Here is a 23,524-nt window from a genome sequence, read left to right as displayed (position 1 = left end):
ATTTTATCCTTATCACTTGGTGATGAACTTTTAGCATTTTTTTGATTTATATTAAGGACTCAACATGAAAAAGTTAGCTTTTGCATCTTTAACTGCATTAATCGTATTATCTGGTTGTAACACTTTCAAAGGCTTCGGTCAGGACGTGTCTAAAGCAGGTGAAGGCGTTACTAAAACTGCTGATAAAGTAGAACAAAAAATCTAAGCTTTTTTAACTTGGGTTTTTATGCACCCAAAGTTAAAAGGTTTGAAGTTTAAAAGCAGGTTGGTCAGAAAGATACCACTTTTAAGCTCTACTCTACTTGTGGTGTATAAATGAGAGCTCACTTTTAGTGGGCTCTTATTTTTTTATCTTAATATTTTCTAAGTAATAACAGGACTAAAAAGGCTTTTTATCTGTGACAAATGTTTATTTGGAATATTCTCATAACTTGGCATTAATCTAAAAGTTGTTATAATCAGCATGAAATTTAAAACTATTACAATTCAATGCTCTTTACGAGCTTATAACGGAGAAAAAAATGGCAGATTTTAACGTAATTTTAGATGCAGGTGATGTTGACGGCGGCGAGATTAACGTTGTAGTTGAGATTCCTACGGGCAGTAACCACAAAATCGAATGGAATCGTGAGCTGGCTGTATTTGAATTAGACCGCGTAGAACCTGCTATTTTCGCTAAGCCATGTAACTATGGTTTCATTCCTCAAACTCTTGATGAAGATGGCGATGAGTTAGACGCTTTAATCATCACTGAACAGCCTTTAACCACAGGCATCTTCTTAAAGGCTAAAGTTATTGGTGTAATGAAGTTCGTTGATGACGGCGAAGTAGATGACAAAGTAGTTGTGGTTCCAGCTGATGACCGTAACAACGGCAACGCTTACAATAGCTTAGAAGACCTACCAAAACGTCTAATCGAACAAATCGAGTTCCATTTCAGCCACTATAAAGACCTGAAAAAAGCAGGCACTACAGTTGTTGAGTCATGGGGCGATGTTGAAGAAGCTAAAGAAGTTATCAAAGAAGCCATCCAGCGCTGGAAAGACAAATAATCTAAAAAGCTATTGGCTATATCAGTAACCAATTAAGCTAATTAAAAAAAGGCACTTTGAGTTCTAATTCAAAGCGCCTTTTTTTATGCCCTAAATTTCACTAGAGTTTTACTATATAATTGGTCATTATTAACCACTTACAATCTTCACTATATCCCACCTTACTTGCTAATGCTTTAATGAGACTGACTATGCACAATAAGAACATGTCCAATAAATTGCCAAAACACATTGCTCAAATGGTCGAAAAAAACAATTTGGTATTGGCCATAAAGTCATTGTCTGAGGAGCAAAACATTAGCATGAATGAAGCCAAAGACTTAATTGATGATTACGAGCAAAGCTTAAAACAGCAACAAATCAAAAAAGTTGAAGCCATTAGCCAAAAACAAAACAAAAGGCAGGGTATCAGACAAGGCAATCAGCCCATTAAAGATAACCCAAAACTACAATCTCTAAATAGCGGCTTAGACAATCGTCTAAACTCCATGGGTTATAAACCACCTATGGTCCCTTACTGGGTTAAACGTGTCTTTGTTATTTTGCTAGTTATAGCCATCTTAAGTCTTTTATTTTGGCGATTAATGCCTAAATAATAGATTGAGGTCGAGCTTGATTGACCGCTCTATTGGGACTAATTTTTAAACTGCTCATAGCCTACCAAACGTTTTTGCTCATTGTCACTAAATAACCTTTTCTCTAAAGCTGCTATCTGTTGCTGCTTCTCAGAAGCTGAAACATTCGAGTCTGTTATCTGTTGCTTTTGTTGTTGATAACTCTCAAAACGGCGGTCAAAATCTTGAGTCTGCTTATCTAATTCTGCCAATCTGTGTGCTGCTTCTATCCCCACCAGTTCGGTACGCATCTCAAGCAGTTGCTGATCATTAGCGCCTCGCTTTTTCATCTGTTCGGTTCGGGTCATGAGCTGCTGTAAATTGGCTTGTTGCTCTGCTTGTTTCTTGGTTAAAGAACCCGGTAGATTTTGCAGATATCTTTGTTTAGCTTTCTGTTTTTCAGCATTGGATAATGACTTATCCTGAGCTATTTTTAGCATCTGCTTATTGTAAGCTTGCAACTGATCTTCAGTACTAAAAAAAGCTGCTTCAACTTTAGGAGTGAATAACTGACTTCTAACCGTTTTTACTTGCTCTTGTTGTTTCTCAATAGCTTCGATAGAGTTGGCTGGCTTATTAGATTGGCTTTGAATCGCAGCAACTTGCTTTAGATAGGTTTGATATTGATAATATAGCTTGATGGCTTCATTGGCAGCGGGTTGCGGTGTGGTATTTAAAATATAGGCTTCCACCCGTGCATCAATAGTCTCACTCTCCTCCTCCCCTAAGGCAGAAAGAAAGTAATCATATAACCTTCTGAGTCCCCGAGTGGCCACCAACTGTGCTTTATCATTAATGATAATTTCGCCATCTACCTCGGTGCCTTGTAGCGACCGTGGCAAATCCTCTACCCCTGTTATAAAGTTATCAGGGCGATAAGGCAGGTCTTCTATTGATTGCTCAGAGTCCGAGCCCTGTGTCGAATTACGAGTCTCTATAGTCTCAGAAGCAGAGGTTTCAGATTTAGTATTGGTTGACTGCTTATTGGCATTAAGCTTTACCATCAGCACTAACAGAGCCAATACTGCCAACATAATTAGCCCAGCCAGCAATAGCCAAAACCCTTTACGATTCGGCTTATTTGTCATCTTTATTCTCTCTTATTAGATAGCCAATCTAAAGACCTTCATTTTTTAAGCGATTGACCTGACTGCGATAAACCGATACCGGATCGACCTCTCCCCAAGCAACCAGTCCCAAAAACTGATTGACTGAGTCCAAATGATTCATCTTATAGTCATCACGAATGACATAACCCAAACGACTGGAGCAGGCAGAAACCAGGCCATCATTAGGGTCGTCTTTGCCAAAAGTAAGACCCGTTAAGGCCAAGATATAATCACTTGGGTCTAAACCATTGGTAATGGTCCCTACTCCTGAAAATGAGTAATAAGGGATGCCATTGACGACATATTCCTGCGGTGGCTGTCCACAGTACTCACTGGGCATGGCTGCTGGGTATTTAGGATTATAATACTCAGCCATATAGTCGCTAGTCAGCCCAGTCACTGCTCGTAATGAGTCTTGCTGCTGCAGTTGTTTTAAACTAATTCCAGAGCCCACATCCAAAAATCTTCCCAAAAATTTATGGTAAGAAATAAGTGCCCTGCCTAATAAGTTGTACTCGCCCTCAGGGTAACCCGATCTTGCACTGCTTTCGGTAATTAACCTTAATACCCAGTCTGCCATTTTTGAGCCCTGCTCGGGACTGGCCACCGCAGTGACTGAAGCCACATGCTCAGGCGCAACAGCTGCGACATAACGAATATCTATCCCGCCCAAACTATGACCAATTAAGTTCACTTTCTGTTTACCGGTCACCGCAGCAATGGTTTGCACCTGCTGTAGTAGCTGCTCCCCTCGAAATTCAGCATCATGGATGGCGGAAGTTTTGGTGACATAGACCTCACTACCCCCTTGCATCAGCGCCTGGGGGATGCCATTAAAATAACCCAATAGACCAAATAAGGTATTAAACCCACCCAACCCATGAGCCAACACTACTGGATATTGGGTAGCGGTCGAGTCATCTTTTGGCTCAATACTAGAGATTAGTTGACAGCCATTAGGGTTTGAGCAATTGTAATACTCAGCGGCCACAGCAGGCTGCGTTAGACCCAAAAAGATTACCAAGCCCAGACTTGTAGCTATAAGATTGGCTACAAGTCTAATGGGCCAGTGACACTTCTTATGATAAACATGTCGCGCCTCGTATCGATAAGCAGGTAAGCCCACAGTATTTACAGCACCTTTGTTAGCCACTGCCCAATGGCCTTAATCTGTGGTAGACAGACTTGGTGTGCCATAGGGTAAGTATTAAACTCCACTTGATAGCCTTGCTTGGTCAGGCTGTCATTAGCCATCTGACCCAGTACCACGGGTACTACAGGATCTTGGGTGCCATGGTCAATCTTGATGGGCAAGTCTTTATTAATAGCCGTATAGGTTGATGGCTCATCAATCGCTAAATAGGTAGATAAAGCCATTAAGCCTGCCAGACGCTGAGGATAAGTTAGCGCCACTTGATAGGCTATCGCTCCACCTTGTGAGAAGCCGGCAATAACGATATTTTCTGGATTAACACCCCGTTCAATTTCACGTTGAATCAAATCCTTAATGGCCTCTGCAGACTTCTGGATTTGCTCTACATCGACCTTACGATTCAGGCTCATTTCTAGAATATCGTACCAAGCTGGCATCACCATCCCCCCATTAATGGTGACTGGGATTTGCGGTGCGTGAGGAAAAACAAAACGCACTGCCATCTCTGAGCCCAGCCCTAGCTCAGGCACTACCGGTTCAAAATCATGACCATTAGCCCCTAAGCCATGTAGCCAAATAACTGACTTATCAATGGTCTTGTTTGAGGGATTATGCTCTACTATTACACAGTCTAAATATTGTGTCATAACTATCCTTTATTACTTGTTATCAATGTCTGTTATTTAAAAAAGCTAAATGTCATAAAACTGTCAATTATTTCAGTTACTTTACAGGCTAAAGTTATCCCATAGTTGCCAATATTAACACACCTATTTATAAGGAAGCTTGAATGTCATCTTATAGGAATAAAGCTATTAATAATTTGGATATCCGCTGTAATAACAACAACTATAATGCACCTGCTGTTAAAAACAAAATAATACTAGCGACAGGACTATGTTTTGGCCTATCTAGTGTATTACTATCAGGATGTGGTAATGTTTTGGCCGAGTCTAATCAGAACCCTACAGCTTCAGGCAGTTCCCAGTCAACAAACCCTTCCACTGCTAAACCAAAGTCATTAGTAGGCTATAGTTATGGTAGCCGTCCCCTATACTTAGTGGATGACATGGACAATAGCCCCCTAAAGACACAGTTAAAATCATGCGAAGGCCAAACTGCTATGAAGTCTGACTTCTCGATTTCTCATCGCGGTGCCCCTTTGCAATACCCCGAACATACCTATGACAGTTACCTAGCAGCTGCACGTATGGGAGCCGGTATCTTAGAATGTGATGTGGCCTTTACCAAAGATAAGCAGTTGGTTTGTCGTCATGCTCAAAACGACTTACACACCACAACCAATATTCTAGCCACACCTTTGGCAAAAAAATGTAGCACCCCACCAAAATTTGACGCTAAAGGTCAATTAACCAATGCTGATAAAATCGAGTGTCGCACCTCGGATATCACTTTAAGTGAGTTTAAATCCCTACGCGGAAAAATGGACGCTGGCAATACCAAAGCCAAAACCCTTGAGCAATATATGAATGCAACTGCCCCTTGGCGCACTGACTTATATAGCCAAAATGGCAAACTGCTGAGCTTAGAGGAACACATTAAATTAACTGAGAGTCTAGGCCTGAAGCACACCCCTGAGCTGAAAACTCCGGCTGAAAAAATGCCTTTTGGTAACTATACTCAAGATCAATATCGCAAACAGCTTATCGACACCTATAAAAGAGCGGGCGTGCCAGCTGACAAAGTCTTTGCTCAATCATTTGATATTGAAGACGTTAAGTATTGGCTAAAAAATAATCCCGACTTTGCAAAAAATGCGGTGTATTTAATAGATGATAGCAATGAGACAGCGCAGGGTAAGACTTTTGATAAGAATGATCCAACCACCTGGAAGCATTCAATGCAACAGTTAAAAACCATGGGGATAAATATCATTGCTCCGGCCACATGGCTATTGGTCACCAGTGATGGTAAAGGTCAGATGATGCCTTCTGAATATGCCAAAGAAGCAAACAAGGCAGGCCTTAAAATAATTACTTGGTCTATCGAGCGCTCAGGTCCTTTGGCAAATGGGGGTGGCTGGTACTACACGGGTCTAGAAGATGCTATAAATAATGATGGCGACTTAATGAGCTTTATTGACGTATTAGCACAAGAGGTAGGCGTTATGGGTATTTTCTCTGATTGGCCTGCCACAGTTACTTATTATGCCAACTGTAAAGGGTTATAGACTGCTTAAGACTTTTCACAGTCAAATCTCTATATCTTAAACCATATAATTTAAGCTTTAGTCTAAAATATTTTAGGCTAAAGCTTTTTAGGTTAAACTTAGCTAGAGTATGCCATTAACAGAAGGCTAAATACTGATGTTCGTAGATTTTATAACCCTGATTCAGTCAATTCCCATTTGGCATCTTGCTAGCTTATTTATACTGGGTATCTTAGCCTTCATTATTTCCACAATCTCCGGAGGTGGTGGGGCGTTAATTTTAATTCCTGCTACGTCAGCTTTAATCGGCGCGCCTGCTGCGCCCCCTGTCATCAATCTAGGTACTTTCATCTCTCGCCCCTCGCGGATGATCATGTTTTGGCATGACATCGATTGGGGTCTTATCAAATATTATGTTCCCAGTGCCGTGATTGGTACCTGGCTAGCTGGCCTTCTATTTAGTAAGCTTAATGCGCAGTGGATACAACTATTGGTCGGCGTATTTTTGGTTTCGACGATTTTTCAATATAAATTTGGCAAAATCGATAAAACCTTTAACATGCCCAAATCAGGGTTTATACCGTTAGGATTTATTGTTGCATTCATCAGTACCTTGGTAGGTGGATTGGGCCCAGTGCTCAATCCATTTTATATGAATTCTGGGCTAACAAAAGAGGACTTAATTGCTACCAAAACCGCCAACTCTTTCTTTGTCGGTATCGCACAGATTGGCAGTTACGCTTTTTTTGGGGTATTAACCGCTAAGCTTTGGATTTATGGCTTAGTGTTAGGACTCGGTGCTGTCCTCGGCAATTACATAGGCAAGCAGTTTTTGACAGGCATGACTGTTAAACAATTTCGATTGTTGTTATTGATTCTTATGGTAGTTAGTGGCGCTTATATGATTTATGACAATATAAATGTATTTTTCTAAATTCCATGTGACAAGCTAACGACCTGCTCTCCACATTCATTAATTTTCCATAGTCTGACCATCTTAAACACATCTCTTTTTACACTGGCTATGCTAGGATTAGCAGTATATTTTGATAGCATAGTATCTATCTTAGTCTTATATATTTAAGTTATTTAATACCCTGTGTACCCTCATTGTTCTATAAATTGGTATCCCCCATGACTGCCTCGCAAAACGCCTTAGCTTCCAACTCCCCTGCCCCGCATATTTTAATTGTTGAGGATGATCCGGCCATCGCCACCTCACTTAGAGTGACTTTCAAACGCGAAGGCTGGCAAGTGACTTGGCTAGATAATGCCAGTAGTGTTATTCCCACTTTAAAGAATTTTAATGATCAAAACCAATTGGTTTCAGGTATTGTACTCGATGTGGGTCTGCCCGATGGAGATGGCCTAAATCTATGTCAAGACATTCGTCATAGCGATAGTATTGGCTCTTTAAAACAGCTGCCTATCGTATTTTTGACTGCGCGAAGTGATGAAGTGGATAGAATTCTGGGCCTAGAAATGGGCGGTGATGACTACTGTCCCAAACCCTTTAGTCCTCGCGAATTAGTGGCTCGATTAAAAGCGATTTGGCGCCGAGAGCAATTAACCGCTTCTAATGTAGACAGCCAAACGCTAGATTCTAATGAGGGAACAGAGCCGCAATTTTTCGAGCTTGAATCAGGGACTTGGCGTTATGAGCCTCTGACCTACACCTTATATTGGAACGATAACAAATTAGAGCTTAGTAATACTGAGCGTAAGCTACTTTTGGCCTTACTTGCCAATCCTGAACGCGTTTTTAGCCGAGAACAGCTGTTAAACTCGATCAGTGATTATCCTGATCATCGTTTGGCACGTACCATTGACAGTCATGTCAAATCCATTCGTAAGCAGTTGGCTCAAGTGAGTGACCAGCAAGACTTAGAAATCATTCACACCCATCGCGGCTTAGGCTATGGACTTTGTGCTTCATGACTGACCCAAAAGACAGCGACAAAAAACCGCCCGTAAATTCAAATAACTGGTACGCTAAGTTACACCCTATCGGTAGAGAGATTCCGCCTATAGTGCCGGATACCAAGCCCAAAAAAATCCTCAATCTAAGTCTATTTTTTAGAATTTGGATTGCGGTAGGTATTATCGTCATCATCTCAGGCATTGTGGTATTCAACCAGCTTTTTAATTATGTACGTCCCATTACTCAGCAAGTTATTGAAGACACCTTAGTCGACACTTCAAAGCTCTTGGCCGCCAGCCTGCAATCTGCCGTTGAATCGGGAGAGATATATGACAAGCATTACCAAAGTATGTTGGATAAGGCTTTTCTAGCACCAGAGATTGTAGCGAGTAGTGAAACAGAGCCTAGAAACACAGCGCGCCAATCCAACCAACCCTCTAAACAACCATCTAATATGGAGCGCCCTAAAAAGAATGGTTGGCTGGACTCCTCTTTGTCTACTGACTCGTGGTATCACGATAAAACTCATAGTAGCTTCCGGGTTTATATTACCGATAAGCATGGAGTGGTTATCTATGACTCGCTTCCCAAAGACAGCAATAGTACCAAAGAGTTTGTTGAAAAAAATGCGGAAGGTGAAGACTATTCAAGCTGGAACGATGTCAATCTAACCTTACAAGGTAAATATGGCGCCAGAACCACACGTACTGATCCTGAAGATTCTACTTCCTCCATCATGTACGTCGCCCAACCTATTTATAGCTCAGCAGATAATCAGGAAATTATTGGGGTGGTTAGTATTGGCAAACCCACCGCTACTGTTTTGCCTTACCTGAATGCCACCCGTCAGCGCATGCTAACTGCCTCACTAATCATTAGTATCCTCACTTTAATGATGGCAGGGCTTATTGCTTGGTGGCTACGTCAGAGTACTTTATTGGTGACAAGATATACCCAGTCATTGGCACAAGACACTAAAAAGCCTTATTTTTACTTAGGCAAAGAACTTAATGAGCTTAGTGACACTATTGAGAGCATGAAGCACCGTTTAGAAAACAGAGCTTATGTCACCGATTATGTGCACACCCTTACTCATGAATTAAAAAGCCCCTTAACCGCGATTAGAGCCAGTGGTGAATTGCTTGAAGAGACCGACTTAGACAGTGAAGATCGGCTGATGTTGAGTCAAACCATTACTGAGCAAAGCATCAAACTGCAGTCTTTAATCGATAGGCTATTATTACTGGCCAAAATTGAGCAGCCGACGTTTAAGCTTGCCATGCAGCCCATTAACCCAGATGCGTTAATGAAAACGTTAATCTCAGGCAGTGAAATGCAGCGTCAAAATCAACATGTTCAAATTGACTATCAGTGCCAAATTACCGACCCTGAAACTAAGTTTATACTGGCCGATGAGTTTTGGATCACCCAGGCGCTGCAAAACGTACTAGACAATGCTTTATACTTTGCCAAAAGCAAAGTTATCGTCTATTTAACCCTAAAGAGCTTTAATAAGATTGACTATATTCAGCTGTCTGTCATTAATAATGGCGACTTGATACCTGTATATGCTTTAGAAAAAGTGTTTGATCGTTATTTCAGTTTATCGCATCAATACCATCGACAGCCCAGTAATAGTATCAATGCAGGAGCCAATAACCCGCAACCTCAAACACAAGCAAAAAAAGGCACTGGCTTGGGGCTTACCCTAGTCAAGCAAGTTATTGAACGCCATGGGGGCATGGTCACTATTCACAATTTACAGTCCTTTCCAACTGAGTCCAGTGAAATAGCTTCTGATGAGATAGAAAGCACTGGAGTTGAACTAACCCTTTATCTACCTGTGACTTCGATTGCTTCTTAACAGGTCAAAACCTTTACAACATAAAGTAGAAATTACTGGGTCTTCTCCAGAATTTTACGAGTCAGGTTTTGCACCGGTTGACCAATGATTAATACAATAACGAAAGCAGCTGGCAAGGCTATCTTCCAAGCATTGAAAAAATTGCTAAAAAAAGCATCTGACCAGCCCAAATTTATAAAAGTAATAAACATTGTCATTATGCCAGATAGTAATGTTGCCATGATTGCTATATTAACTAAGCGAAACTTAAAACCCATGTTTAACCTCTTATTCTAATTAACTAATGTTGGCTAAATAAGTTCTATTTTTGCCCTAAAAATAATATTATACATAAATATATATTATTTTATAATTAATAATATAAACAACTAAGTTTTATTTTAAGCAGGTGAAGGAGTTTTTAACTCACTTTATCCCAATCACTTATAGAGCTTAGTCTACGGCAACCTTAAAACATTGATCATCTTAGCCATCCATTAGCCAACAAAAAAGCTGCCAGAATTATCTGACAGCTCTTTTTATAATCTAGTATTTAATATAACTGAGTATTAAATCTAGAAAATGAACTTATTAAATTATTACACTAAGCTATTCACGGCTTCTACCACTGCTTCTTCAGTGATACCAAACTCTTTAAACAGATCACCGGCTGGCGCAGATTCACCGTAAGTAGTCATGCCGATAACTTTACCGTCTAGACCCACAAACTTGAACCAGTAATCAACGTGAGCCGCTTCTACCGCTACACGAGCACGGATATTTGATGGCAATACTGACTCACGGTAGTCACTGTCTTGAGCGGTGAATACTTCAGCACATGGCATTGATACCACACGAACGCCCACGCCCTGCTCGCTTAATGTGTTATAAGCATTCATCGCTAAGCCCACTTCTGAACCAGTAGCAATGATAATCGCTTGTAGCTCAGATTTCTCTTTAGCCAATACATAACCGCCTTTAGCAATATTAGCCACTTGCTCGCTGTCACGCTGCTGGTGCGGTAAGTTTTGACGGCTAAAGATAAGAGCAGATGGATTGTTCTTAGCTTTTAAAGCTTCAGCCCAAGCTGTCGCTGATTCAGTAGTGTCACAAGGACGCCAAGTGTGCAGATTTGGGGTGGTACGTAAGCTGGTTAACTGCTCAACGGGCTGATGCGTAGGACCATCTTCACCCAGACCGATTGAGTCGTGAGTATAAACATGGATAACGCGCTGCTTCATCAATGCACCCATACGTACTGCGTTACGAGCGTATTCCATAAACATCAAGAAAGTAGCCACGTAAGGGATGAAGCCGCCATGGATAGCGATACCATTGGCAATAGCTGTCATACCAAATTCACGGACACCATAATAGATGTAGTTACCATCAGCATCTTTCTCAATGCCTTTTGCGTCTTTAAAAAGCGTTAGGTTTGAGCCTGCTAAGTCTGCTGACCCACCCATTAGCTCTGGTAATAAAGGCTGGAAAGTATTGATAGCGTTGAAGCTGGCTTTACGGCTAGCTACGTCTTCACCTTGCTCTTGACACTGCTGGATGTATTCTTTAGCTTGTTGTTCAAAGTCAGTTGGTAGCTCGCCTTCTAGACGACGTAGCAGCTCTGCGGCAAGCTCTGGATAAGCTTTTTTATAAGCTTCAAAGTCAGCTTCCCAGTTTTTCTCTAGAGCTTCACCCTTGGCTTTGGCATCCCAAGCTTCATAGATTTCATCTGCCAATTCAAAGGGTGCATGCTTCCAAGCCAACTCATCACGAGTTAAAGCGATTTCATCATCGCCTAATGGCGCACCATGGCTTGACGCTTTACCCTGTTTGTTCGGGCTACCCACGCCAATGATGGTCTTACAGATAATCAAACTTGGTTTGCTGGTTTCTGCAATGGCTTGTTCAGTGGCTTTAGTAATGGCATCGGCATCATGGCCATCTACTTTAAGCACTTGCCAGCCATAGCTTTCAAAGCGTTTTTCAGTATCGTCAGTGAACCAACCTTCTACTTCACCATCGATAGAAATACCGTTGTCATCATAGAAGAAGACCAATTTACCTAGACCTAAAGTACCGGCTAAAGAAGCCACTTCATGGCTGATACCTTCCATCAAACAGCCATCACCTAAGAAAGCGTAAGTGTGGTGATCGATGATATTGTGGCCTTCACGGTTGAACTGAGCAGCTAAGGTTTTCTCAGCGATAGCGAAGCCCACTGCGTTTGCAATACCTTGACCTAAAGGACCTGTAGTGGTTTCAACCCCTGGAGTATAGCCAAGCTCTGGGTGACCAGGCGTTTTTGAATGCAGCTGACGGAAACTCTTTAAGTCATCAATGCTAACATCATAGCCTGTTAAATGAAGTAATGAATAAATTAGCATTGAGCCATGACCGTTAGATAACACAAAACGGTCGCGGTTGTGCCAATTTGGATTTGAAGGGTTATGCTTTAAAAATTTACGCCACAATACTTCAGCAATATCAGCCATACCCATTGGTGCGCCTGGGTGCCCTGAGTTGGCTTTTTGTACCGCATCAAAAGAAAGCACACGAATGGCGTTAGCTAGTTTGCGTTCAGATATAGGTGTTGACATAAAAAATCCTAGGTTTTGGTAGTCAGTTAAAACTAAATGAGTTATTGCCAGGGTAACTAGATAAGCGGCAAGCGAGTCACTTACAGCTTATCCTCGATAAAACATTAAAAGATAAGATTAAAGGCTAGCTGAGATGCTCTTCAACCAGTTAATCCCTTCTAAAATCTTATGAAACGATGCGGATTAATTAAGCGGTAATAGTTTCCGCTCCGCCCATAAACGGACGTAAGACTTCAGGGATAGTGATGCTACCATCAGCATTTTGATGGTTTTCCATAATGGCTAGTAAGGTACGGCCCACTGCCAAGCCTGAGCCATTTAAAGTATGCGCAAGCTCTGTCTTCTTGCCGTCTTTGACTCGGGTGCCCATGCGACGTGCTTGGAAGTCGCCACAGTTTGAGCAGCTTGAGATTTCACGATAAGTATCTTGGCTAGGTACCCACACTTCAATATCGTAAGTACGTAAGGCGCTAAAGCCCATATCACCCGTACACAGCTTAACCACACGGTAAGGCAGCTCTAACTGCTGTAAAATGTATTCCGCTTGAGCAGTCATTTGCTCTAATAGCTCATCAGATTGCTCAGCAGTAGCAATGTTTACCATTTCTACTTTCTCAAATTGATGCTGTCGAATTAAACCACGGGTATCACGGCCATGTGAACCCGCTTCACTTCTAAAGCAGGGAGTGTGCGCAGTAAATTTAAGAGGCAATTGACTGACCTCCAAACGCTCACCACGTACCAAGTTGGTCATCGGTACTTCAGCGGTTGGGATTAAGTAAAAACCCATGCCATCATTATTAGTGTGGTTGGTTAACTTAAATAAATCTTCTTCAAATTTAGGCAGCTGACCCGTACCCTTTAAGCTATCAGAGTTAACAATATAAGGCACATAGCACTCGGTATAACCGTATTTGACAGTATGGGTGTTCAGCATAAACTGAATTAAAGCTCTATGTAACTGGGCCAATTGACCAGTCAATACATTAAAGCGACTGCCGGTTAGTTTGGCTGCTGCTGCAAAGTCTAATTGACCTAAGCCTTCACCCACATCGGTATGATCTTTAATCTCAAAGTCAAATTGACGTGGTGTACCCCATTTACGCACTTCAAGGTTGTCTTCTTCTGACTCACCCTCTGGCACATCATCGGCTGGGATATTCGGAATTTGTAATGCCGCTTCATTGATTTTATCTTGTAGTGTTTTTAAGTCTTCTTCCGCTTTTTTGATGTCACCACTGATTGATTGCATCTCGGCCAGTAACTCACTCGCATCTTCGCCATTTTTCTTTAGAGCACCGACTTGTTTGGCACCGGCATTACGCTTGGCCTGCAAATCTTCGGTTAACACCTGAAGTGATTTACGCTGTGATTCCATTTGTTGCCAAAAATCCACGTCTAGCTCATAGCCTCTTTTGGCAAGCTTCTGTTTTAATTCGGTCAAATCTTGGCGTAATAACTTAGGATCAATCATGTGACACCTTTTATTAGAGTATTAGTATTAGAGTATTAAAATATGAAATAGTAGAGGTTTAACTTAAACAGGTAATATTTTTTTAAATAAATAGAAATCTAGCCAATAACTAGACTTATCAACAACTAGATTAGGTATTAATTCGGAAACAGGCACTCCTTACGACCAGACGCTCTATGGCAAATCATAGTCATAAAATTAAGCGTAACTTACTTCCGCTTTTATGATAAATATAAAGTGCGGTTGTCTGTAAAACCGCCCAAAGATTGGATGCCTAAATAATGTTATCTATGATACCAAGACCAAGCATTTTTGACCATGTCAAAACAGCGATATGCCCCTAAAATCTTTATAAAATTATACAATCTTGTAATCTCTTTGCCTCAAATCGCTATTTTTTCAGAGCCAATTTGCTTTAACCTGCCGTCCTGCGTTTGCAGATAATCAAATAGGTCCTAAAATTTAACCCCTCACATTAAGCTTTAAAGTTTCAATTGGCCCCAGTTTTCGGTAAGATAGCAACACTATCTCAATTATCTTAATGACATCGTACTTTTACCAAAATCATGTCATTTTAATTTTACTTTTTGTTCAATTAACATCCTATTCGAGTAATTATATGGCTCTTTACCCTTACACCCTCCAACCTGTTGATATCAATCTAACAGAAGAAGAGTTTCACCAAGCACAATTTGAGTTATTTGAAAAAACCAATCCTTCTTTTGGCTTAAAAAATATTAAGATGAAAGAATGGATCATTATGGCCATTGTAATAGCAGTGTCTATAGCGGGGCTTGTTTATGTCAAAGGCTACTCAACTTTTATCTTTTATTTGATGCTAATTTTGGTGGTGGTGTATTTATTGGTACGTACCATTGGTATGAAGTGGTATGTGCAAAGAGAGTTTGAAAAGCAGATGGCTGAGCAAGAAATGCCTGATGAGATGAAACAGCTGAAACTTGGGGTGCAGAAGCACGGCTTAATCATGGCCATGCCTTCTCCAAATGCTGGTCTGCAGCAAAATAAAGCGATGCGCGGTATGCAAATGCGTGGCTCGGCCACCCAGCAAGCAGTTATTCCCTGGACTGCGGTAAAAAGCTGGGAAGAAACAGATGACTATATTTTTATGCTGTTTGAAATGCAGGGTCAACAAGGCAGTCAAATTATTCCAAAGCGTCTACAAGCGCAAAAATTCCCTATTGACACGGTACGCACTCATTTACAAGAAGTGGTCCCTGTTAAAGGCTTACAGCCACAAGCTATTGGTCAGTAATTTTTGATCCATAGCATTTGAGCAGTGATAAGCTTGCTTTAATGCTTTGTCACAGCAATTAAATGTTCTTGTAATAAAATGACCCTGCTTGGGTCATTTTTTTTGGCTTAAATTTTAAAGAATCCTCCCCTTATATACTCAACAAGAACACTATTTATTTGGCAAAAAAAGATAGCTATGGCTATAAGTAAAAGTGAGTATATTTGAAAAATAAATCACATACATTAAACCATTATGCTTAACTAATCATAATTTATTTGCTATTATAATAATCGTAAAGACAAAGGGGATAAGCCCACTTATACCCCCTACCCCCTATTAAAATACTAATTAAAAGGATAATTATTATGAGTACCAATCAAATTGGCTTAGAAAAAAAAGACATGACAGCCGTAATTAACAAACTTAACGATCTACTTTCAAGCTATCATATTTTTTATATTAACGTTCGTGGCTATCATTGGAACGTAAAAGGGGAGCATTTCTTCTCATTACATCAACAGTTTGAAGAGCTATATACCAATCTTCAAATTCAAATTGATGAAATTGCAGAACGTGTTCTAACGCTAGGTGGTACACCACTTCATGCTTATAGCGACTTTGCTCAACATAGTTCTATTAAAGAAGATAAAGGTGTATTTAACGGTAACGATTGTGTACGCGGTGTTGTTGTAGGCTTGCAAGCGCTTATCGAAGAACAACGTGGCATGTCTGCTGTGGCAGAAGAAGCAGAAGATCAAGGTACTGCGGACTTAGTAGACGGTTATGTCCAAGAGCAGGAAAAATTGGTTTGGATGTATAACGCTTTTTTAGGCTAATTATTTAGAGGCTTTTTATTTAGACATCTTGTTTAGGTAACTTATTAGACAGCTTGTATATAAAACCATCCCTTTAACTTAGCCATAAAAAATCCCCCGTATAGTTACGGGGGATTTTTTTGTGTCACTCATTTCTATAGATTTCTGAGACCTATAGTAGGAAGAAATAAGCCCAGCAAGCGACCACTAATGACGACACGATATTCAACACCATACCTACTCGTACCATCTCAGACTGTTTAATCAGACCGGTACCAAAGACGATAGCGTTAGGTGGTGTGGCTACAGGCAACATGAAGGCACAAGACGCACCGATACCAATAATCATCACCAACACTTCAGTGGGCAGACCCATTTGCTCTGCAATGGCCACGAAAACAGGCACTAGCAGAGCCGCTGAAGCGGTATTTGAGGCAAACTCTGTCAAGAAAATAATGAAAGCGGCAACTGCCAACATAACTAAGAATAAAGGCGTTGTCATCAGTGCGTTGGCCACAGTTTCGCCCATCACTAATGAGGCACCTGAAGACTTAAGCACGTTAGATAAGGCAATACCCCCCCCGAATAACATGAGCACGCCCCAGTCGGTATTGTCTGAAACTTGTTTCCAAGAAACCAAGCCCAAACTTACCACAGCCACTGCAGCAGATAATGCAATAATAGAGTCAATATCAGCAATCTCTAGCATCTCACCCAGTTTATTACCAAATATCCAGCACAATGCCGTAGTTATAAACACGATGATGGTAATAAGTCTTGGTGTGGTCCAAGGGATCTCAGGCTGATCAATACTACTAATACGCACGTTAAGATTTGGCTTTAGCACAAAATACATTGCGCCCAATAATAGAGGCGTTAGTACAAATGTCAGTGGCAGGCCAAACTTCATCCAATCCACAAATGAGATATCTAAAGCTTTGGCAGCAATAGCATTCGGCGGAGAACCAACAATAGTTCCTAGCCCGCCCAAACTTGCAGAATAGGCAATACCCAACAGTACAAACACAAAAGTGCCACGATCTTTTTGACGATCAACTTGTGACAACATACCAATTGCCAAGGGTAACATCATAGCCGCTGTTGCGGTATTTGAGATCCACATTGAAAGCATGGCAGTAGCAAAGAATATCAAAATTACTGCGTTACCAAGTTTACCCCCTGATAATGAGATAAGCTTTAGCGCAATTTTTTTATCAAGTTGCTGCACATGCAGAGCGGCCGCTAACGCAAAGCCCCCGAAGAACAGGTAAATAGTTGGGTTGGCAAAGCTCGATAAGGCTGATTTAGTATCAAACTCGGGAATGCCAATCGCCACCCCTATAATCATCACTAATATTGCAGTAATCGTTACATGCAATGCTTCAGTTAACCAAAGCGTACCAATGAATACTAACATTGATAGGCCTTTATTAACGTTGGTATCAAAAGGCAAAACATTAAAAATAATTAAGCTAATTATGGCTGCAATAGCAGTAATAACCAGCCCTTTTCCTGTGCCTTTAGGAAAAGTATCGGTGAACAAGTACTCATTGCCATCATGAGGAAGATGGCTGTCTAAATTTTTATTTGCACCCGTAGGTGGCGTCTGATTGTATTCTGGCATACAACACCCTTATTAAAAAACGACTCACTGTCACAGTGAGAAACACCGTAAAACTGAACGGGATATTTACTATGATACTAACTCATTGTAAATTTGTTATATTAAAAAGTCACTAAACACTTCTAAAAAGTTAATTTATTAGGGTATTGTATAAAAATTTATAACTCATTAATATGAGGCTCTAAAAGTCAGAAGCTACTATTTTGGCTTATACTAACCTTCTTATGGTTCTCTTTACCTTAATCACAATTGTACAAGCACCTTGTAAGACTGCTAAGTGATGAACTAAAAAAATCAGGAAATCATGTGACTACTCATTCAAAAGATATCCCTGTAGCGCAGGACAATCATACCGACTGGGCAGAAGGATTCAAAAAAAGCCTTCCAGTAGCAATGGGCTATCTTCCTGCAGGTATAGCTTTTGGAGTTCTAGCTCAAGTAGCAGGAATTCCAGTCTGGGCAACGGTTATGTTAAGCATAGTGCTGTATGCTGGCGCCGCTCAATATGCTTGTATTCCCATGCTCAGTGCAGGCTTGCCGATAGGTACTATGGCCACCAATATTGCTGCTATCAATTTGCGTCACATTTTTTACGGCATGCCTTTACTACAATCATTACCCGACAATAAGGTAGCCAAAACTTATTGTCTATTTGCGCTGACTGATGAAACTTTCTCTGTTATGACCAGCTTGCCTGCTGAGTCAAGAAAAGCGTTAATACTACCTATAAGTTTTTTTAATCAGATGTGGTGGGTAGTAGCGGGCGCTATTGGGGTGATGATAGGAAGCGCTCTCAATGACTTAATACCGCATTTAGATTTCGCTTTAGTGTGTCTTTTTGCCATTTTGGCTTATGAGCAATTTAAAAGTGTTAAACGTTACTTCCCTATTGTTATTGCCGTAGTCTCCTTAATTATTGCTTCTTTATTTACCACTAACTGGGTACTATTGATGGCCATTAGTATTTGTATACTCCTTATTTTAGCCCGTGGCTATTGGGTACAGGGCAATACTAAAGGAGCGAATAATGACCAGTAGTTATCTTATTCTCGCGACTCTTGCGATGGCTGGCGTCACCTTTATTACTCGGGCCCTTCCCGCTTTAATACCAAGAAAGCTTCTAGATAAGCCATGGCTACACCGACTCAATGAAAGTCTGCCTTTATCAGTAATGGTGCTACTCATTTTGACCAGCTTATCATATCAAGACCTATCAACGACAACTAGTCTACACAGTGCCGAGCTACAATTACTACTGGCACAAGTTGGAGCATTGTTATTGACCCTCCTTGCTTATCATATTAGCCGCCAATTGTTGGTCAGTATGATTGCTGGGATTGCTTCCTTAAATGGTTTACTGTGGCTATTTACCAATTTCTTAGGTTAATTTTCTTAGACTTACAGTACAGGTTGACCTGTTAAACTGTTATATGGATCTATATCCCCCTAAAAAGGTTATGGAATTACTATAATTTCTAGTAACTTATAACCTTTATTTTTGCGAGCTATCAAAAGTATTCAATCGACTTAATTTTTACGATATCTATGCTATTGTATTAGGCTTAAAACCCATAACCTTGATAATAGGAATAAAACAAGTATGAATTCATCCACTAGAAATGAGCATGATTTACTTGGTGATCGTGATATCCCTTCTGACGCATATTATGGTATTCAAACCTTGCGCGCCTATGAAAACTTCAATATTAGTAAAGTACGCCTACATCAATTCTCTCCCTTCATTAGAGCATTTGCTACCGTAAAAAAAGCTGCAGCCATTGCTAACCATAAAGTGGGTGTTTTAGAAGAAAAAAGAAAAGACGCTATTGTGGCAGCTTGTGATGACTTAATTGCCGACAAGTTACACGACCAGTTTATTATCGATATGTTCCAAGGTGGTGCCGGTACTTCTACCAACATGAACGTCAACGAAGTTATCGCTAACCGTGCCTTAGAAATTATGGGTCATGAAAAAGGTGAGTATCAGTACTTACACCCTAACAACCATGTCAACCTATCTCAGTCAACTAACGACTCATATCCTACGGCTCTAAAACTTGCTTTAGACTTCTACTGTGAACGTCTACTTGGCAAAATGGATATATTAATTGGCAGCTTTTTAAATAAAAAAGAAGAACTAGGCCACCGACTAAAAATGGGCCGTACTCACCTACAAGATGCGGTACCTATGACAGCAGGCCAAGAGTTCAATGCTTTTGCCACCATGATCAAGGCTGAGAAAAAGCGCATCGAGCAGGTACGTGAACTTCTTTATGAAATCAACATGGGCGCCACAGCCATTGGTACAGGCATTAACGCCCCTAGTAACTACCCTGAAACTTGTGCTGAAGTATTAAGAGAGCTAACTGGCAAGCCTTACTACACTTCTGACGACTTGATTCAAGCCACTCAGGACACCAGTGTATATGTAGCTTTATCAGGTAACCTACGTCTATTGGCCACTCGTTTATCAAAAATTGCCAACGATATCCGTTTGCAGTCGTCAGGTCCTCGTGCAGGCCTAGGTCAATACCGTATTCCTCAAATGCAGCCCGGCAGCTCAATTATGCCAGGTAAAGTAAACCCAGTTATCCCAGAGGTGGTGAACCAAGCTTGTTTCCATATCATGGGTATTGACCATACCATCGCTATGGCTTCTGAAGCGGGTCAGTTACAGTTAAACGTGTTTGAACCTGTAATGGCATTCAACCTATTCACCGGCCTTGTAATGTTAAGCAATATCTGTGAGACCTTTGCCAAACGCTGTATCGACGGTATCGAAATGAATGAAGATTACTGCCGTGAGCAAGTGCTAAGTAACATTGGTCTGGTAACTGCCTTAAACCCACATCTGGGCTATGAAGTCTCTACTCGTATTGCCAAAAAAGCACAAGAAAGTGGAGGCAGTATCTATAACATCGTTTTAGAAGAGAAACTATTAGATCAAGAAACGCTGGATCAAATCATCTCTCCTGAAAATATGGTATACCCTCTTTTACAACGCAAAGCTTAAACGGCATAAAAAAGGGGCGACTTAATAAATAGGTTTCAGTTAAAATATCGGTTACCATAACCTCTATTTTTCAATTATTAAGTAGCCGGCTTTCTTCTTCCCACTCAAGGAATAATACATGAAAAAATCGTTAGCCGTTTCAGCCTTAATGGCCTCTCTTGCCCTATCAGGCTGTACTACTACTGGAACCGGTACCGATGCAGGTAATGCTGTAGGTACTGCGACCAACGTAGGTATGAATATCTTCAAAACCGCAGTAGATGCTCAGTGCCGTAGCGAACTTGAAAAACAAAATGCTTGGCGTATTGCTCGTGTGGCAATGAACTCTGAGCAAGAAGAGGCGGTCAAGACTAAGATTTGTGGCTGTGTTAGCGAACAGGCTCCTCAGCAAGTAACGGTTGTCGATATGACCAATGCTGCCATAGACCCTCAGTACCGCGCACAACTGGTCACTAAAGTGGTCGCCAAATCACTTCAGACTTGTTACGCTAGCTTTACTAAGTAGTTTAAAACAACAAAAAAAAGAGGGAGCCTGTTAAATGGTCCCTCTTTTTTTATGCGCATAACCTTTTAAGTCCTCACCAAATAGCTAATTAAACAGTTTATTAAAGATGCCATCAAATAGCTTGTTAAACAAGCAATTACTAAGCCACCATTAACTAAGCAATCAACTCTGCCTTTTTTTGCTGTTGCGTAAATCTATGCTGGACCTCTATATTCGCTAAATTATAATCAGCGAGCTGCTGATGCAAATTAACAACGTCACCCATGATTAATAACGCAGGTGTCGGTAACTTTGCCAGTAATTGCTTAGCTGCAATGTCATCAAGTGTGCCAATTAAAACCTGTTGTGTCGGCAGACTGGCATGACTTACCACCGCAAAAGGAGTATCCCCCGCTTGGCCTGCTCGTATTAACCCTTCAGTTAACCCTGCTAAGCGATTCAATCCCATATACAACACTACGGTTTGCGTCGGGTCTAGCATTTCACTGAAGTCTTCATTGGGACAATTGGTCTTTTTAAAGGCAGTGATGAACTTGACCGATTGAGCACAGTGACGATGAGTTAACGGAATTGAGCTACTACTGGCCGCAGCGCTGGCCGCGGTAATACCTGGAATAGATTCAAAATACACGCCGTTTTCTACGACAGTCTGTAATTCTTCCCCGCCTCTACCAAAAATAAAAGGATCTCCGCCTTTTAGACGCATCACGCATTTGCCGGCTTGAGCATGGGTCACCAACAGTTGATTAATCTGCTCTTGTGGTAGCGCATGATTATCACAGCGTTTGCCGACAAAAATTTTGGTTGCTTGTTGAGAGCACATATCTAAGATATCTTCGGAAACCAAGCTGTCATAAAGCACAACATCCGCCTGTTACATTATCCGATAAGCTTTTAGAGTATGCAGCTCAGGATCACCAGACCCGGCGCCCACCAGATACACCACCCCTTTTTTGGCTTGTTTTACCTTATCTTCCGCTTTAATTATGGGTAATTTACTGCCATAGTCATAAGGGGTTAAAGGTAGCTTTGAGCGACCCTTTATTACCTGTGCAGAATTTAGGGTCGGAATATCAAAATGGGTCATGCTTGGTGTGCTCCTGGCATCATGTATTTTAGCAACCGGCTGATTTAACTGTTGTTTCACTCAGTTCTAAACCGTGCTGATAATCAATACGTTGCAAATGACATGCCAGCGTTACTCCTTATCTTAATCTTTATCTTAAGTTCGAGCTAAGAAAAGCCTACCATTTAAGCCAGCTCTACTGTTTTATCGGAACGACATTGTTTAATAAGCTCATTGATTTGACCCACACAAGAGCCACAATTAGTGCCTGCCTGACATAATTTACCAACGCTAATGGCATCATCACATTCCTCAGAGGTAATGGCATTAATAATGGTATTTTCACCCACACCCATACAAGCACAAACTAACGGGCCTGGGTCAACATAGCCACTAGCGGGTTTACCGGCCAATAGCCATTTCACAGAAGGTGCGTCACTTAAATCAGCAAAGCAGCTATTCAGCCAATGTATACTAGGCAACTGTTCCGATTGCGGTGCAATGTACAACGCCAGCATTAGCTGTTCTTCAAGTTGAGCAGAAGACGATGCCAATTCTATGGCAGCAGGTTGACGAACGACATAGCGTAATTGCTGAGCGGCTTCATAAATCATAATACTGGTGTCTAGTTCAGCCAACTCACTATCTGATCTATCAGGACTATGAGACTTATCTGGCTTATCTAGGCTGTCTGAATTAGAGCGCTGATGTATGTTCACAACCGACTCGACAAACTGCTGCCAAAATTCGACAGTCAACCAAGCGTCGCTCATCTGCTCAGTGCTAGTAGCTAAATTAATCAAGATACTGTCTTGCTGACGACTGATACTCCATATTAAATTAGGCACCGATACTTCTGCCTGTGATTGATCAGAGGTGAATTCAGTGAGTTGACGCAACTGCACCAAGGCAGGAGCTAGCCAGTCAGGATGCACCAAAATACGGCCAACTGATTTTATAGGTAATGGCTGAACTACTATGGCCGAATTTTTTAATTCAGGTTGTGCCGATATGGGGTCAACTTTAGTGGGAATAAGCGTTCCCACTCGTGCCAAGCTAGCAAAGGCATCACTCCAGTGCATCGGCATAAAGCTATCACCTAGACGCATGTCTTTGCTAACCTCCACTTGAGCCACTACCGTTGAGCACTCTGTTATAGTCATAGCCCCATAAATAAGATACACTGATAAGATGGCATATTCAAAAGACTACAGACAAATGATATTAGACAAGCTTGACGAAGGTTACAGTTATCGAGAGCTTGCCGAAGAATATCAAATCAGTACAACGACAATTCAGCGTTGGAAAAAGAA

General features: G+C 41.1%; 24 protein-coding genes. 14 read left to right on the top strand and 10 right to left on the bottom strand.

What is annotated here, in order from left to right; all coding sequences use genetic code 11:
• Positions 1-64: 64 nt before the first annotated feature.
• The 3 genes from A1019T_RS07790 (at position 65) to A1019T_RS07780 (ending at position 1,648) form a co-directional block, all read left to right on the top strand.
• Entirely contained in the window at positions 65-205 is a 141-nt protein-coding gene (locus tag A1019T_RS07790) for an entericidin A/B family lipoprotein (RefSeq protein ID WP_077451147.1), read from the top strand.
• A gap of 316 nt (positions 206-521) precedes the next feature.
• On the top strand, positions 522-1,052 hold the full coding sequence (locus tag A1019T_RS07785; RefSeq protein ID WP_077451146.1) for an inorganic diphosphatase: 531 nt from the start codon (positions 522-524) through the stop codon (positions 1,050-1,052).
• Between the two features lie 191 nt (positions 1,053-1,243).
• The gene (locus tag A1019T_RS07780; RefSeq protein WP_244156580.1) at positions 1,244-1,648 is read left to right on the top strand and encodes a hypothetical protein; all 405 of its coding nucleotides are present in this window, start codon (positions 1,244-1,246) and stop codon (positions 1,646-1,648) included.
• Positions 1,649-1,686: 38 nt separating this feature from the next.
• Here A1019T_RS07780 and A1019T_RS07775 read toward each other — a convergent pair whose 3' ends face one another.
• From A1019T_RS07775 to A1019T_RS07765, 3 genes are all read right to left on the bottom strand, one after another.
• Positions 1,687-2,754: a lipase secretion chaperone gene (locus tag A1019T_RS07775; RefSeq protein ID WP_244156579.1), complete on the bottom strand. Its 1,068-nt coding sequence runs from the start codon at positions 2,752-2,754 to the stop codon at positions 1,687-1,689.
• 28 nt (positions 2,755-2,782) lie between these two features.
• Positions 2,783-3,817, bottom strand: coding sequence for a lipase family alpha/beta hydrolase (locus A1019T_RS07770; protein WP_425271944.1), 1,035 nt, complete (start codon positions 3,815-3,817; stop codon positions 2,783-2,785).
• A gap of 89 nt (positions 3,818-3,906) precedes the next feature.
• Positions 3,907-4,575 (bottom strand): alpha/beta hydrolase, encoded by a 669-nt coding sequence (locus A1019T_RS07765; protein ID WP_077451144.1) that lies wholly within the window; start codon positions 4,573-4,575, stop codon positions 3,907-3,909.
• A 143-nt stretch (positions 4,576-4,718) separates the two neighbouring features.
• Here A1019T_RS07765 and A1019T_RS07760 point away from each other — a divergent pair, with 143 nt between their 5' ends.
• The 4 genes from A1019T_RS07760 to creC all read left to right on the top strand — a co-directional run bounded on the left by A1019T_RS07760 (position 4,719) and on the right by creC (position 9,883).
• A complete protein-coding gene (locus A1019T_RS07760; RefSeq protein ID WP_077451143.1) occupies positions 4,719-6,119 on the top strand; it encodes a glycerophosphodiester phosphodiesterase family protein in 1,401 nt (466 codons plus the stop codon).
• Positions 6,120-6,255: 136 nt separating this feature from the next.
• Entirely contained in the window at positions 6,256-7,032 is a 777-nt protein-coding gene (locus A1019T_RS07755; protein WP_167366852.1) for a sulfite exporter TauE/SafE family protein, read from the top strand.
• A gap of 200 nt (positions 7,033-7,232) precedes the next feature.
• Positions 7,233-8,036 carry a response regulator transcription factor gene (locus A1019T_RS07750; RefSeq protein ID WP_077451141.1) on the top strand — a complete coding sequence of 268 codons (804 nt, stop codon included), beginning with the start codon at positions 7,233-7,235 and terminating at the stop codon, positions 8,034-8,036.
• A complete protein-coding gene (gene creC, locus A1019T_RS07745; RefSeq protein ID WP_077451140.1) occupies positions 8,033-9,883 on the top strand; it encodes a two-component system sensor histidine kinase CreC in 1,851 nt (616 codons plus the stop codon). Before A1019T_RS07750 ends, creC begins: the two co-directional genes overlap by 4 nt.
• Before the next feature lie 32 nt (positions 9,884-9,915).
• On the opposite strand, the gene A1019T_RS07740 is transcribed toward creC, so the two are convergent.
• From A1019T_RS07740 to serS, 3 genes are all read right to left on the bottom strand, one after another.
• Positions 9,916-10,140 (bottom strand): DUF2798 domain-containing protein, encoded by a 225-nt coding sequence (locus tag A1019T_RS07740; protein ID WP_077451139.1) that lies wholly within the window; start codon positions 10,138-10,140, stop codon positions 9,916-9,918.
• 321 nt (positions 10,141-10,461) lie between these two features.
• Positions 10,462-12,459, bottom strand: coding sequence for a transketolase (gene tkt, locus A1019T_RS07735; RefSeq protein ID WP_077451138.1), 1,998 nt, complete (start codon positions 12,457-12,459; stop codon positions 10,462-10,464).
• Positions 12,460-12,646: 187 nt separating this feature from the next.
• Positions 12,647-13,933 (bottom strand): serine--tRNA ligase, encoded by a 1,287-nt coding sequence (gene serS, locus A1019T_RS07730; RefSeq protein ID WP_077451137.1) that lies wholly within the window; start codon positions 13,931-13,933, stop codon positions 12,647-12,649.
• Between the two features lie 619 nt (positions 13,934-14,552).
• Here serS and A1019T_RS07725 point away from each other — a divergent pair.
• Together A1019T_RS07725 and A1019T_RS07720 are read left to right on the top strand one after the other, a co-directional pair.
• Complete coding sequence (locus A1019T_RS07725) at positions 14,553-15,206, top strand: YcxB family protein (protein WP_077451136.1); 654 nt, start codon at positions 14,553-14,555, stop codon at positions 15,204-15,206.
• Positions 15,207-15,553: 347 nt separating this feature from the next.
• On the top strand, positions 15,554-16,024 hold the full coding sequence (locus tag A1019T_RS07720; RefSeq protein WP_077451135.1) for a Dps family protein: 471 nt from the start codon (positions 15,554-15,556) through the stop codon (positions 16,022-16,024).
• Positions 16,025-16,175: 151 nt separating this feature from the next.
• Here the strand turns inward: A1019T_RS07720 and A1019T_RS07715 are convergent, their stop codons facing one another.
• Positions 16,176-17,627: an SLC13 family permease gene (locus tag A1019T_RS07715; protein ID WP_077451134.1), complete on the bottom strand. Its 1,452-nt coding sequence runs from the start codon at positions 17,625-17,627 to the stop codon at positions 16,176-16,178.
• Positions 17,628-17,933: 306 nt separating this feature from the next.
• Between A1019T_RS07715 and A1019T_RS07710 the strand changes: the two genes are divergently transcribed.
• From A1019T_RS07710 to A1019T_RS07695, 4 genes are all read left to right on the top strand, one after another.
• Positions 17,934-18,665 carry an AzlC family ABC transporter permease gene (locus tag A1019T_RS07710; protein ID WP_425271943.1) on the top strand — a complete coding sequence of 244 codons (732 nt, stop codon included), beginning with the start codon at positions 17,934-17,936 and terminating at the stop codon, positions 18,663-18,665.
• Positions 18,655-19,014, top strand: a complete 360-nt coding sequence (locus A1019T_RS07705) for an AzlD domain-containing protein (RefSeq protein ID WP_077451133.1) — start codon at positions 18,655-18,657, stop codon at positions 19,012-19,014. The genes A1019T_RS07710 and A1019T_RS07705 overlap by 11 nt, the downstream gene beginning before the upstream one ends.
• A gap of 213 nt (positions 19,015-19,227) precedes the next feature.
• Complete coding sequence (locus A1019T_RS07700) at positions 19,228-20,640, top strand: aspartate ammonia-lyase (protein WP_077451132.1); 1,413 nt, start codon at positions 19,228-19,230, stop codon at positions 20,638-20,640.
• Positions 20,641-20,758: 118 nt separating this feature from the next.
• Positions 20,759-21,145, top strand: coding sequence for a hypothetical protein (locus A1019T_RS07695; RefSeq protein WP_077451131.1), 387 nt, complete (start codon positions 20,759-20,761; stop codon positions 21,143-21,145).
• 154 nt (positions 21,146-21,299) lie between these two features.
• On the opposite strand, the gene cobA is transcribed toward A1019T_RS07695, so the two are convergent.
• The 3 genes from cobA to A1019T_RS07685 form a co-directional block, all read right to left on the bottom strand.
• Positions 21,300-22,007 carry a uroporphyrinogen-III C-methyltransferase gene (gene cobA / locus A1019T_RS07690; RefSeq protein ID WP_279626179.1) on the bottom strand — a complete coding sequence of 236 codons (708 nt, stop codon included), beginning with the start codon at positions 22,005-22,007 and terminating at the stop codon, positions 21,300-21,302.
• Between the two features lie 12 nt (positions 22,008-22,019).
• Complete coding sequence (locus tag A1019T_RS13675) at positions 22,020-22,232, bottom strand: hypothetical protein (protein WP_244156577.1); 213 nt, start codon at positions 22,230-22,232, stop codon at positions 22,020-22,022.
• Between the two features lie 164 nt (positions 22,233-22,396).
• The gene (locus A1019T_RS07685; RefSeq protein ID WP_244156576.1) at positions 22,397-23,374 is read right to left on the bottom strand and encodes a (2Fe-2S)-binding protein; all 978 of its coding nucleotides are present in this window, start codon (positions 23,372-23,374) and stop codon (positions 22,397-22,399) included.
• A gap of 28 nt (positions 23,375-23,402) precedes the next feature.
• Between A1019T_RS07685 and A1019T_RS07680 the strand changes: the two genes are divergently transcribed.
• The coding region (locus A1019T_RS07680; protein WP_143514058.1) for a helix-turn-helix domain-containing protein at positions 23,403-23,524 on the top strand (122 nt) is incomplete at its 3' end.

This window comes from Psychrobacter piechaudii, assembly GCF_900162825.1.
GTDB lineage: Bacteria > Pseudomonadota > Gammaproteobacteria > Pseudomonadales > Moraxellaceae > Psychrobacter > Psychrobacter piechaudii.
The sequence above is the reverse complement of the archived record's forward strand: the minus strand, read 5'-3'. Positions and strand labels throughout refer to the sequence as shown.